Origin of the sequence: Neobacillus novalis NBRC 102450 (assembly GCF_001591805.1) — a bacterium.
Lineage (GTDB): Bacteria > Bacillota > Bacilli > Bacillales > Cytobacillaceae > Neobacillus > Neobacillus novalis.
This window is the reverse complement of sequence record NZ_BCVP01000010.1, coordinates 34,378-47,764: the sequence shown is the minus strand read 5'-3', so window position 1 is coordinate 47,764 and position 13,387 is coordinate 34,378. Positions and strand designations below refer to the sequence as shown.

At 39.4% G+C, this 13,387-nt stretch carries 11 protein-coding genes and 2 other annotated features; all 11 genes read left to right on the top strand.

All coding sequences use genetic code 11. The features are described from left to right. Positions 1 to 47 precede the first annotated feature (47 nt). Positions 48 to 989 (top strand): M14 family metallopeptidase, encoded by a 942-nt coding sequence (locus BANVL01_RS08130; RefSeq protein WP_066147795.1) that lies wholly within the window; start codon positions 48 to 50, stop codon positions 987 to 989. A gap of 24 nt (positions 990 to 1,013) precedes the next feature. After that, positions 1,014 to 2,150 carry a M20 family metallopeptidase gene (locus BANVL01_RS08125; protein WP_066086522.1) on the top strand — a complete coding sequence of 379 codons (1,137 nt, stop codon included), beginning with the start codon at positions 1,014 to 1,016 and terminating at the stop codon, positions 2,148 to 2,150. Between the two features lie 71 nt (positions 2,151 to 2,221). Continuing rightward, positions 2,222 to 2,938, top strand: a complete 717-nt coding sequence (locus BANVL01_RS08120) for a creatininase family protein (RefSeq protein ID WP_066086525.1) — start codon at positions 2,222 to 2,224, stop codon at positions 2,936 to 2,938. Positions 2,939 to 2,963: 25 nt separating this feature from the next. Then, positions 2,964 to 4,205 (top strand): hypothetical protein, encoded by a 1,242-nt coding sequence (locus BANVL01_RS08115; RefSeq protein WP_066147792.1) that lies wholly within the window; start codon positions 2,964 to 2,966, stop codon positions 4,203 to 4,205. 80 nt (positions 4,206 to 4,285) lie between these two features. Continuing rightward, the gene (locus tag BANVL01_RS08110; RefSeq protein ID WP_066086528.1) at positions 4,286 to 5,332 is read left to right on the top strand and encodes a ketopantoate reductase family protein; all 1,047 of its coding nucleotides are present in this window, start codon (positions 4,286 to 4,288) and stop codon (positions 5,330 to 5,332) included. A 14-nt stretch (positions 5,333 to 5,346) separates the two neighbouring features. Continuing rightward, complete coding sequence (locus BANVL01_RS08105) at positions 5,347 to 6,963, top strand: ABC transporter substrate-binding protein (protein WP_066086531.1); 1,617 nt, start codon at positions 5,347 to 5,349, stop codon at positions 6,961 to 6,963. A gap of 117 nt (positions 6,964 to 7,080) precedes the next feature. Beyond that, entirely contained in the window at positions 7,081 to 8,835 is a 1,755-nt protein-coding gene (locus tag BANVL01_RS08100; RefSeq protein WP_066086534.1) for a M28 family peptidase, read from the top strand. Beyond that, the gene (locus tag BANVL01_RS08095; RefSeq protein WP_066086537.1) at positions 8,832 to 9,377 is read left to right on the top strand and encodes a GNAT family N-acetyltransferase; all 546 of its coding nucleotides are present in this window, start codon (positions 8,832 to 8,834) and stop codon (positions 9,375 to 9,377) included. Before BANVL01_RS08100 ends, BANVL01_RS08095 begins: the two co-directional genes overlap by 4 nt. A 331-nt stretch (positions 9,378 to 9,708) precedes the next feature. Then, positions 9,709 to 10,056 carry a lmo0954 family membrane protein gene (locus tag BANVL01_RS08090; protein WP_066086538.1) on the top strand — a complete coding sequence of 116 codons (348 nt, stop codon included), beginning with the start codon at positions 9,709 to 9,711 and terminating at the stop codon, positions 10,054 to 10,056. A gap of 20 nt (positions 10,057 to 10,076) precedes the next feature. Then, positions 10,077 to 10,736, top strand: a complete 660-nt coding sequence (locus tag BANVL01_RS08085; RefSeq protein WP_066086541.1) for a PspA/IM30 family protein — start codon at positions 10,077 to 10,079, stop codon at positions 10,734 to 10,736. A gap of 152 nt (positions 10,737 to 10,888) precedes the next feature. Continuing rightward, positions 10,889 to 11,110, top strand: a binding site (T-box leader). A 36-nt stretch (positions 11,111 to 11,146) separates the two neighbouring features. Next, positions 11,147 to 11,371, top strand: a binding site (T-box leader). A 51-nt stretch (positions 11,372 to 11,422) separates the two neighbouring features. Continuing rightward, entirely contained in the window at positions 11,423 to 13,363 is a 1,941-nt protein-coding gene (thrS, locus tag BANVL01_RS08080) for a threonine--tRNA ligase (RefSeq protein ID WP_066086543.1), read from the top strand. Positions 13,364 to 13,387: the final 24 nt, after the last annotated feature.

Here is a 13,387-nt window from a genome sequence, read left to right as displayed (position 1 = left end):
TTTCTATACGGTCGCTTTGCACCATTTTTTTCTATAGGAGGTTTGACATGTGGAATTTTGGAAACCTTTCTGTTGGCCACGGAGAAAAAGTGAAGGGTTATTTACAATTTCCTCTAATTGAAGAAAAATTGCCTGTCTTTTTAATTAATGGAGAAGAAGAAGGACCTGCAGTGCTCATTCTAGGGGGCATCCATGGCTGTGAGTATACATCGATCGATGCGGCGCTCGAAATCGGTAAAACGCTTTTGCCAAAAGAAGTAAAAGGAAAAATCGCCGTAATCCCGATTGCCAACCCAAGGTCCTTTTACACGCGAAGCATTTATGTTCATCCAGAAGACAATAAAAATTTAAATCGATCCTTTCCCGGTAAAGAAGACGGTACTGCTGCGGAAAAACTGGCATACTGCCTTAATGAAACAGCGATAAAAGAGGCTGATTATATCATTGACTTGCACGGCGGTGACATGATTGAAGCCTTAGTTCCGTTTACGATTTATCATGTTAGCGAGGATGCTGAAATTACAGAGAACTCAAGAAGGTTAGCTTCATTATTTGGGATTGAATATGTTGTCGGCTCCACAGGGCAAGTGGGTGGTTCGACATACAGCTCAGCTGCCTTACAGGGGAAAGTAGCCATCATTGCCGAAGCCGGTCAACAAGGAATTTTAGACAAAGAAAACTCGCAGCTTTTACAAGACGGCGTAAAAAATGCGCTGCGCTCAATCGGTTCCTTAGATGGTGTGGTTAAGCAAACACCAGCAAAACTATTAAGTACTTTCGATTGGTCATTTGCCGATTACACAGGATTATGGTATCCAAATGTGGCCATTGGTCAAAGTGTTGCGAAAGGGGAATTACTTGGGGAAATCACCGACGAATTCGGTGAATCCATCAAAAAATACTATGCAGGAACGAAGGGTGTTGTTTTGTTTTTAGTCACGTCCTTGGCCATAAATCTGAAAGATCCACTGTTGGCGATAGGGGATTAAATAGCAATGAAAGGAAGAGGATAGGTGTCAACGATCCTAAATTTCTTAAAAGAGAACCAAGATTCTATTACGAAAACATTAATGAGGTTAACAAGGACAGAATCACCCTCGCATACAAAAGAGCTCGTTGACCAATGTGGTGATGTGTTAAAAGCAGAATTTGAATCCCTGGTTGGCGGTACAGTAGAAATGATTGAAAAAAAGGAAGTAGGGAATCAGTATAAATTTACATATGGAACAGGAGATGAAACGGAACAAATTTTAATCATCGGGCATATGGATACGGTTTGGGACAAAGGAGCCATCCCCATCAAGCAAGATGGAGATCTTCTTTACGGGCCGGGTGTGTTTGATATGAAAGGCGGATTGGCGATCACGCTTTGGGCACTTAATGCGTTACGAGAAAAAGGCGTCCAAGGAAAACGAAAAGTTGTCTTTCTTGTCACAACAGATGAAGAAATCGGAAGTGAACACTCGAAGGAAATCATTCTTGAGGAAGCAAGGAAAAGTTCGGTTGTGTTTGTACCTGAATCGAGTATCAGTCCTCATGCCGCAGTCAAAACGGAGCGAAAGGGGGCGGGGCAATTTACCCTAAATATAACAGGGGTTTCAGCTCACGCCGGCATAAATGCGTGGGATGGTGCAAGTGCTATCGAAGAATTAGCCTTTCAAATCATCGATTTAAAAAAACTCGCCAATCGGGAGGAGGGAATATCAGTCAATGTCGGTGTTATCAATGGCGGAACGAGAGTGAATGTAATTGCAAAAGAAGCAATCGCCGAGATTGATGTGCGGATTACCAAGAAGAACCAGGCCGAAAAGCTAGCGCGGCAAATTAGGAACCGACCCGTTTTTGTCGAGGGGACAAAGGTAGTAATAACTGGGGAAATCGAACGGTATCCATTAGAAAGAACAGAATCGGTCATTGAATTATACAAACAGCTGAAAGAAATTGCCCATACACATGGTTACGACCTTGGCGAAGGCTCTTCGGGAGGGGCAAGTGATGGCAATTTTACAGCCGGACTTGGGATACCAACAATCGACGGGCTTGGACCACAGGGAGATGGGGCTCATTCAGAAAACGAACATGTTTTTTTATCGAATCTTCCTTACAGAGCAGCTTTATTAGCAGAAATTATTTTGAAACATATCCATTAGGTTATTTTTAGAACGAATCCAGCTGACACGGAAAGTTATTTGGCAGCCAAAAACGAAGAGGTGAACTTGCGATGTATATGATGAATTTAACCGCAAAGCAATTTACAGAGGTAAAAAAAACGGTGACTACAGTCCTTTTACCAATTGGAATGATGGAAACACATGGACCACACTGTTCGTTAGGGACAGATGTATGGATCCCTAGGGAATTTGTTCGTCGTCTAGACTTATTAATTGGCGAGAAAGTCATGATCGCGCCAGAGGTGCCTTATGGGCATTCTTGGGGATTAGCGCCATTTGATGGAACGATCGACATCTCAGCTGAAGCGTTTTCCGCTTATGTGTATGAGATTGGGAAAGAGTTTCATAGAAATGGTTTGAAAAATATCATTCTCTTTAACGGTCATGGAGGGAATATTGCCAGTTTAACTAGTGTTGTTGAAAAACTTGCTGATTTAGGAATGAATGTTTTAACGATTAATTGGTGGGTCGATTATCGGGAACAAATTTTAGAGATTACAAAAGGACCGGGTCATGGCGGCGAGGACGAAACGTCTTTAATTCTCGCTATTGATGAAAAGCTTGCGAACCCAAGTCTGGTTGGAAATCACGAATCGAAGTTAAATCCGAAAATCAAATTTGAAAAAATGGGGACTGTGTTATTCAAAGATGGATATTTGGGTGATGCAGGTAGTGCAACTGCAGAGAAAGGCGAAAAGTTATACGAAATGATGCTTCAATTGATTTTAGTTGATATTGAGGATCTATGGAGAATTGCTGCAAAATAATACATCACAAAAGGGAGAGATGGTAGTGCTAAGATGGACCGATTCACCAATTGGGGAAAAAATCGTTGATATTGTTGTGAGCTTAAATGAACAAACAGAGAAACTCCATGGCCAAGAGGTAGCAACAGCTAGTTATAGTGATATCAAGCCGACACTCAAAACATTTGATGAAATTGGCATGGTGCTTGATGAAGTAGAAAAGGCGATTTCGTCAACTGAAGGACATGAGGGTGAATATGTAAGGGCAATGACAAACGGGTTCCGTTACTTTGCCCGCAGCCTGCAAGGCGATGATGTACCATATGAACAATTGATTGCATCTATTCAGGAACTTCCATCAACATTGATAACTGATAACCAAATGGAGCATGCTGGTGAACTGGTAGAAAAAGGGCTGACTGATTTAGGGTATAAAGGAACGTTACAGGAAAAGGCGGCTGCCTGGCGCAACGATACCATGATTGAACCAGAGAAAGTCACATCAGTTGCCGAAAACTTTCGCGAATTAAGCAAGCAAGGGACATTAAAGCGGGTCATCGGGCTTCCGGAAGAAGATGGAATTGATTGGATTAAACCGATTCGCGGTGTTTTCTGGAGTGGTTATTCAAAATACACGGGGAACTTCCGGGGCAATTTAACCTTTAATATTGACCGTCCATGGACTGAACCTATCTTGGCCCAAATTATGACTCATGAAGGCTATCCTGGACATCAAGCATTTTATTGTCGTTGGGATTATTTATTCCAGCAAGGAAAACTTCCACTAGAAGCTTCCTATTATATAATCAACAGTCCAACGAATGCATTGTTTGAAGGCGGACCGGAAACAGCGCTTACTTTCCTCGGCTGGGATGCCTTGGAGGAGGATACGCCGGGTGTTAGTGAGGATCAGAAACAGCAATATCTTTTAGCAAGAAATTACTTAGACTATCAGCGAATGTTCACTACTAACGCTTGTTTTATGTATAACCTTGGGAAAACAACGAAAGAAGAGACAATCGACTACATGATCAACCGTGGTGGAATTACCGAAATTGAAGCAAACAATGCATTCCGCTTCTTCTCTGACCCAGTCCAGAAAACGTATTTTCCAAGTTATTACTATGGCCGTTGGATGGTAGGCAATGCCTACAAAGAGACACCTAAAGAAAAAAGAAAAGAATACTTCTCTATCCTTTATGATACACCGCACACAACCAATACTTTTATCAAGGCAATCAGTCAGTTAATTGGCAAAGAGTTCGACGCTTTTCGGACAAGAAATTAATAATAATGGATAATTTTACAGGTGAGGCTGGATTGGCCTTCACCTGTAAAATTATTTGATAGAAAGATAGGTGTTAGCGGATGATCACCATCATTGGTGCAGGTGCTATCGGAGGTGTTTTGGGAGCCTACTTAGCAAAGGGGGGTGAAGAGGTCGTATTTTGTGACATTGAAGAGGAACATGTTGTAATGGTTCGTGAAGAAGGAATTCGAATTGAAGGTCCTGATGAGGAATTTCAAATTAGAGTAGACGCTTACACCCCGGAAGAGTTATTAAATATTAATAGGCCATTAGATTGGGTATTTATTTGCACAAAGGCTCAGCATTCTCAAGGGGCAATTGAGAAAGTAATTCCGCTTTTGAATAATGGGACAAAAGTAGTCTCTTTTCAAAACGGACTGACAGACTTAAAAATTCCTCCTCACCTAAATGTACCCACTCCTTTATTATGTTTTGTTAATTTCTCAGCAGATTATTTAGAACCAGGTCGGATTCTATATGGAGGGGTATCCTCTGTTTCAATCGGAGAATTCGATGGAAAATGGACCAATAGACTTCTAGAATTAAAAGCTTTACTCGAGAATTGGGGGCCTGTAACAGTTACTGGAAATATTCCTGGTTACTTATGGAGCAAGCTTTCTTATGCCTCTCTCCTTTATGCGACAGCCCTTGTGGATGAAACAATGGCGGCTGTAGTCTTCAAAAAAGAATTAAGACCTACATTAATCGAGCTGTGTGCTGAGTCACTAGAAGTAGCTCATTTGCAAAGAATAAAATTAAAGTCATTCGATGTCTGGAAACCCGAATCAATCTTTCCAAGAGAAAATCAAATTCAACAAAAATTAGATAAGGAATGGGACTTTCTTGCTGAATGGATGTCAAAAAATAAAAAACAGAAAAGTGGAATTTGGCGAGATTTGGCCATTCGGCATCGGATAACTGAAGTGGATTTCGACCTAACTCCCATTGTTGCTCGAGGCCGCCACTACAACTTATCACTCCCACTGACCCAATATGTAATTAGTAGTATAAAAGAAATAGAAGTCGGCAAAAGAGAAATGGATTGGCAAAATTTATATCAATTGAAACATATCTATGAAAATAAAATAAAGCAGAATAGACTTTGAAAGGGGATTAGAGGATGAAGAATAAAAAGTTCCGTGCCTTTTCGACTTTCCTTTTTTGTATACTATTGGCATTAGCAGGTTGTTCGAAATATAATGAAGAGGCAAATACAACGCCAGTGGACAAGGAGACTAATGACAATAGTAAACCGAGCAACAAAGATGTTCTCACATTTGCTACTAACCAAGATATCCCTCACTTAGATCCACACGGAACTGCATCAAATACTTCATTTCGGGTCACATATATGCTCTATGATCGTTTAGTTACCTACGATGGAGAAACAACAGATATTAAACCAATGCTTGCCGAGACATGGGATATAACTGAGGATGGGAAGAGCTATACCTTTCATTTACGGAAGGATGCCAAATTTCATGACGGCACCCCTGTAACAGCCGAAGCAGTTAAATATTCATTTATAAGAGCAATGAAAATCGGAAAATCAGCTGCTGGACAATTTAAAGAGGTCATTGATGAAAATAGCTTTGAAATTGCCGATGATCACACCATTACCATTAAACTTAATCACGCCTTTGGACCATTTTTGAAAACGTTAGGAACAGTGTATGCAAATATCGTCAATCCAAAATTAGCCGCAAATGAAGGAAATGATTTAGGCGAGAAATATTTGTCAGATAAGGAAATGGGGTCAGGGCCGTATACACTTGAAGGTTGGGATCGTGGCCAAAAGATCGTATTAAAGGCTAATGAAAATTATTGGGGTGGTAAGCCTACACTTAATAAAGTAAATTTGTTAATTATCCCTGAAGCATCGACAGCAAGGATTATGTTAGAAAAAGGCGAAGTAGATCTATTAGATACGACAACTTTGTCACCTGAAACGTTAGCTGAAATGGATGGTAAGAATGGGATTAAGATTTATACAGCTCCAAGTTATAAGATTGTATATGGGGACATGAACCAATCAAAACCGCCATTTGACAATCCACTTGTTAGAAAAGCAATGGTTCATAGCATCAATTATGACTCTATTATTGAAAATATATTTCTCGGTAAGGCCTTCAAAGTTAACTCGGCTGTTCCTAAAGGCATGTTTGGATTTAACGAGGATACGCCATTAAACGCATACGATCTTGAACTAGCAAAAAAATTACTAAAAGAAGCAGGTTACGAGAATAAGCTAAATTTTGAAATTTCTATTTCTCAAAATGATGAAGTATATAAAAATATGGCTGTGACCATCCAATCTGATCTAGCAAAGATAGGGGCTAAAGTTACTATAAAGGAATATGCCTGGCCAACCTACCTCGATTTAATCACGAGTGGAGGTCATAATATTTCCCTTGGAGCATGGACACCAGATTTTGCGGATCCAGATTATAATCTATGGTATCTTGCACATTCTTCAAGCAAGGGAGCAGGATTCAATACGGCTTTTTACGGTAATAAGAAGGTAGATCAACTCCTTGAAGAAGCGCGGACAATCGTCGATGAAGCAAAACGTGAAAAAATATACCAAGAGATCCAAAGCATCATGGCTGAAGATATTCCCTACGCCTTCATCGCGCAAACAGAAGAGAGTGCACCAGTTAAGGACTATGTAAAAGGCTACCAAATTAATCCGATGAACACTTGGTATGTTCCCTTTCATAAAATGTCAAAAGAATAGTATTTTCCTATAATGAGTTACTTATTAGGGTCTGGCCTCTTAAAACGAGGTCAGACACTTGTATATTCATCTAAGATCTGACGATAAATATATAGATGAAAAAGTGAGGTAGGATAAATGAATAGCGGATTAAGTCCAATTGAATACGAAATCACTAGCGAAATCGACAGCAATCAGTTGCTGGAATTTAACAGGGAAATCGCAAAGGAAGTAAGGTTATCTGGATCTACGGAAGAACTTCGTGCCTTTGAATATGCCAAGCGCACTCTGGAAAGCTATGGACTATCAACAAAACTAACCTTTCACGATGCCTATATTAGTATTCCGGGACGTGCAAGTTTAGTAGCAGGAAACCAAGATATCGCTTGTATTACCCATTCGATGGCACCCAGTACCGATGTTGAAGGATTAAAAGGAACGGCAGTCTATATTGGTGAATTTTCTGAGGAAAAGCTTAAGCTTGTCGATGGACGGATTGCAGTTGTCGAGAGTATTGCCCTGCCTGAAATTCTACTACAATTGGAGGCTTCAAAGGCAATCGGTGCAATATTTATTAATGGACCGTACACACATGAAATGATTGTCTCCACTGTTTGGGGTAGCCCTTCCGAGGAGAACATCGATTCAATGCCGAAAATCCCAGTTGTATCGATAAATAACGAAAATGGATTAACACTTAGATCACTGATTGATCAAGGTGAAAACGATGTTATATTTCATGCAAGGGTTGACACAAAATGGATTAAAACCCCAACATTAACAGCGGAAATCCGGGGTAATGAAGAAGCGGATCATTTTGTGTTGTTCAGTGGTCATATAGATTCCTGGCATTATGGTGCAATGGATAATGGTTCCGCAAATGCAACGATGATGGAAGTGGCCAGAGTACTTAGCAAATTTCAAAAAAATATGAAAAGATCATTACGATTTGCTTTTTGGTCAGGACACTCACACGGCAGATACTCAGGTTCGCAAAATTACTGTGACAGCCATTGGGAAGAAATCCATGAAAATTGTGTGATGCATTTTTATGTCGATTCTGTTGGCGGAAAAGGGGCCACGATTCTTAGCGAAAGCAATTGCATGGCAGAAACTAAGGAAATTGCAGCTGAGTATGTATGGAAAATAGCTGAACAAAAATTCATTGGAAGCCGATACGGCAGATATGCAGACCAATCCTTTTGGGGAGCGGGTGTTCCATCTTTGTTTATGGGGATGAGTGAACAACCTATTTCCGCTGATCCAAATTCCAAAATGGTTTTTGAACTCTTTAAAGGGAAAAAAGCTGGGGGTTTTGGGTGGTGGTGGCATACGGTTGAAGATACCATTGATAAAATTGACCCTGTAAACTTAAAACGGGATTGTGAAATATATGCACTTTCTATTTACAAGGTTCTGATGGATCCAATCGTACCCATCAATCAGGTCGCAGCAGTTAAGGAATTGAAAAAGCTGGTGGATGAATATTGGGCAATTTCCAGTGATCATATTGATTTGGGGCTAACCCAAAGCCGCCTAAGTAGTTTAGAAACCATGCTCAATGAAATTTATCAACATAAAACGAAGGATACATTACCAAAGGAGGATTTGAAAGAGCTAAACCAAAGTTTAATCCGGATATCACGCATCTTAGTACCACTTAATTATGTGGAAAATGATATTTTCGACCATGATCCGGCCAATAAAACGTGCCCACTTCCTGCGCTATCATCTATCAGAAAAATGTCGGAGGTTGAAAAAAATAGTCATGAATTCCACCTCATACAGACTTCCTTAAGGAGAAAAATCAATAAGGTGAATTATTCATTGAAACGAGCCATTGAAGAAACGGAAGCGTTACGAATAATGGTAAACAAGGATCAAATCAAATGATCGAGTTACAATTTTTTGAAAAAGAAGATTTTCAGCAGCTTTTGTCGTGGATCGATAGCCAGGATTTTCTTGTTCAATGGGCCGGTACTAGTATGGAATTTCCTTTGGATGAGCAACAGCTGGAGCAATATTTAAGTATGTCCAATTCCGAAAACGCAGCCAATTTAGCATATAAAGTAATTTATGTAGAATCAGGCAAAATAATTGGCCACATTTCTCTAGGAACGATTAATCGTAAAAATGGAACTGCGCGAATGTGCAGAGTGTTAATCGGTGATAAGAGTCTGCAAGGAAAGGGCATTGGAAGATTGATGGTTCTTGCCCTTTTAAAGATAGCATTTGAACAATTGAATCTGCATAAAGTTAGCTTAGCCGTATATGATTTCAACGAAGCGGCCGTCAACTTATATAAAAAGATCGGGTTCAAAACCGAAGGATTCATTAGGGAAGCAAGCAAAGTTGGCAATGACCATTGGAGCTATTTTGAAATGAGTATGTTGAACAGGGAATGGCAGGCATTAAATAATGTAGATGCCAAATAGTGCACATGTATGATGAACAAAAGCGAAGTTCTCCGTTTAGGGGGGCTTTTTTGTATTTTTTTTAACAGAATAAACATCAAAATGGTGTGGCTATTTCATAATGGGAGGGAAAAAATGAATGGTTTCTATGAGAAATCAGCATGAGTTGAACATTGTTTAAGGACTAACCAGTCGAGGTTAGTCCTTTTTCCATGCTTGATTTGATAGTCCCACATCAGATAGGTCTTAAGTCCGAGAGATAAATCAAGCTCAAGCGCAATTATGAAACATGTAGAAAAAAGGTAAGATGAAATCAAGATAAATGATTTGTTAAACATAGGAGGAAAATAAAATGAAAAAATTTGCGTTACTTTTCGCAGGTGGCCTTGCCGCCATTATTTTACTTAATACAATTGGCCCGATGGTTGGATTACTGGTTAGTCTAGCAATTCTATACTTTATCTTTAAACAGTTCTTAAAGACGGAATCAACAGGTTGGAAAATCGGGCTAATTATTATTGGCCTAATGGTGCTTTCATCAACAATTCACCATTTACCAGCTCTAATTGGAGTAGGTGCCGCATATGTGCTCTATCTTGTATATAAAAATTGGAACCAAAACAAAAATACGGAACAAAAAAATGAGACAGATCCATTTGTTAGTTTTGAAAAGCAATGGAATGAATTAAAAAAATACTAGGATTTAAGGAGAAGATAAACATGGGGAACTTATTTACAAGAATAAAAGATGTTATCGTCGCTGATTTAAACGAAACTCTTCAAAAAAAGGAAAAAGAAAATCCAATTGCTTTGCTCAATGAATATCTCCGCCAATGCGAGCAGGAAACAGCGAAGGTGGGCAAATTGGTTGAACGTCAATCTCAATTAAAGGATGAATTCAGGAGAGAGTATAGCCAGGCGATGGAATTGGCCGAAAAAAGGAAGTACCAAGCGGAAATTGCTTTAAAAGCAGGAGAAGAAAAGCTCTGCCGATTTGCAACCGCTGAGCATCAACAATATGTAGAGCGTGCGGAGCGCCTAAATAGTTCACTTGCACAAATATCGGAGCAGCTACAAGAATTAGAAAGAAAATATGAAGAAATGAAGCGAAAATTAAAGGATATGCAGCTTCGAAGAATGGAATTAATGGGACGAGAAAACGTAACTCGGGCTAACATCGGAATGAACCAGGTGTTAGAATCGGATTCATACTCATCCCAATCTTATTCAAAGTTTAAGGACATTGAAACCTACTTAGAACGCCTTGAGAAAAAGGTAACAAGTTACTTCAACGGTAATACAATTGATCTTCAGGTAGCACAGTTAGAAAAAGGGATGGATACTAAGGAAAACAAATCATTAAACTTATTAAAAGAGTAAATCCCAGCATACAAGATCAATGCCGGCAGTTTTAAGGCTTTAAAAGGATACCACTTATGGAGCGGCGGCGACAGTTACTATGAAAATAGGTTGTTGCTATTATTGGGAATTTATTGTATTATGAAGCAAATCTAAATATATTTTTTATTTTATAAAAAGCAATGATGAGGACATGAGTTACTTTTAATGGTTTCCAGAGAGGGAAGAGAACGCTGAAATCTTCCTAACGCAAACAAGTATCTTACCACCTCCTGAGCTGTATTGGGGAAAATAAGTATCCAATAACCGTCCATGCTACGTTACAGCACCAAAGCCATAAGTTTTTTCTTATGGGAAATTGGGTGGAACCACGAGTAAACGCACTCGTCCCTTGTTACAGGGATGAGTGCGTTTTTTTTATTTTCAAAATAATAAAAGCTATGAAAAGGACATGAATTATTTTTTTGGTTTTCAGAGAGGGAAGGAGAGCTGCGATCTTCCTAACTTAGAAAAATAATTTACCGCCTTGAAGCTGTATTGGGGAACTAAAGTATCCAATATCGTCTAATGCTGCGTTACAGCACCAAAGCCATAAGGTATCGATTACTTATGGGAAATTGGGTGGAACCACGGGTTTAAACACGCTCGTCCCTTGCTATAGGGATGAGCGTGTTTTTTTTTATTATTTTTTAGGGAGGAATATAGTTATGAGTGAAAAATGGATTAACATTCAATTTCCAGACGGAAAAATAAAGGAGTTTCCTCAAGGCATTACAGTTGAGGATGTGGCCGAGTCGATTAGCACTAATTTACGAAAAAATGCGGTGGTTGGGAAATTTGATGAACAACTGGTGGATTTAGGCTTCAAGTTAGAAGAGGATGGGGAACTCGCTATTTTTACTCAAGAATCGGAAGAAGGATTGCATGTTTTAAGGCATACTTCAGCGCATGTATTGGCACAAGCCGTGAAAAGGCGCTTTGGTAATGTGGAATTAGGTATCGGACCCGTCATTGAAGACGGATTCTTCTATGATTTGAAATTAGAACATAGTTTGACATCCGATGATTTACGATCGATTGAAAAAGAAATGGAAAACATCATCAACGAGAATTTAGTAATAAAGCGAATGGAAGTAACATATGAGGAAGCTAAAAAGGTATTTGAAGAAAAAGGCGAGCCATATAAGCTAGAACTACTAAATGACATCCAGAAAGATGAAAAAATCACTCTGTATCAACAAGGAGAATTTATCGACCTTTGCCGCGGGCCACACCTTCCATCGACTGGATTAATCAAAGCATTTAAATTAACTCGGGTTTCAGGGGCTTATTGGCGAGGAGATAGTCAAAACGAGGTGCTTCAACGAGTATATGGAGTGGCATTTCAAAAGAAAAAGGACCTACAGGAATATTTACATTTCTTAGAAGAAGCAGCTAAACGTGATCATCGGAAGTTAGGGAAACAATTAGACTTATTCATGTTTTCTGAAGAAGCACCGGGAATGCCATTTTATTTACCGAATGGACAAATTGTTCGCAATGAGTTGGAAAATTTTTCACGGGAACTTCAAATAAAGGCAAAATATGAAGAGGTTCGGACACCATTTATGATGAACCAACGATTATGGGAGGACTCCGGCCATTGGGACCATTATCATGAAAATATGTATTTTTCCGATGTCGACGAGACAAAATTTGCGATGAAACCAATGAATTGCCCTGGCCATATGCTAATTTTTAAAAACAGCCTATACTCCTATCGAGATTTACCAATTCGAATGGCAGAGTTTGGTCAAGTTCATCGCCATGAATCCAGTGGTGCCTTAAATGGAATGTTTCGGGTTCGGACGTTTTGTCAGGATGATGCACATATCTTTGTTCGTGAGGATCAGATTGAAAGTGAAATTAAACAGGTGTTTTCGCTCATTGACCAAGTGTACCGCACTTTTGGTTTCGAATATTCGGTGGAGCTTTCTACTCGACCCGAGAAATCTTTAGGGGATGACAGCATTTGGGAAATTTCTGAAGGAGCATTAAAGAATGTCCTTGAAAAGTTAGAAATTAATTACCACTTAAACGAAGGGGACGGGGCATTTTACGGACCGAAGATTGATTTTCATATTAAAGATGCACTAAAACGGAGCCATCAATGTGCGACAATCCAACTTGATTTTCAGATGCCAGAAAAATTTGATTTAACATATATTAGTGAAAAGAATGAAAAGGTTCGTCCCGTTGTCATTCATCGTGCTATATATGGATCCATTGATCGGTTTTTTGGCATATTAATCGAGCATTTTGCCGGTGCCTTTCCTGTTTGGCTAGCACCGGTTCAAGTACAAATCATCCCTGTTTCACAAGTTCATTTAGACTACTGTTTAAAGGTTCAGTCGGAGCTGAAACAATCAGGAGTAAGGGTGAAAATTAATCAAAGCAATGAAAAACTGGGCTATAAAATAAGAGAAGCCCAGATGCAAAAGATTCCATATATGCTGGTTCTGGGGGATTGTGAAGTCAATGAAGAGGCAGTGAATGTTAGAAAGTATGGGGCTCAACAATCAGAAAGTACTTCGCTCATTAGTTTTATCAAGAAAATTAAAAACCAAATCAAAGAGCGTAGTTTGTATGCAGATAAAATGACGAGGTAATGGATTAGGGTGATAATTTTGGTG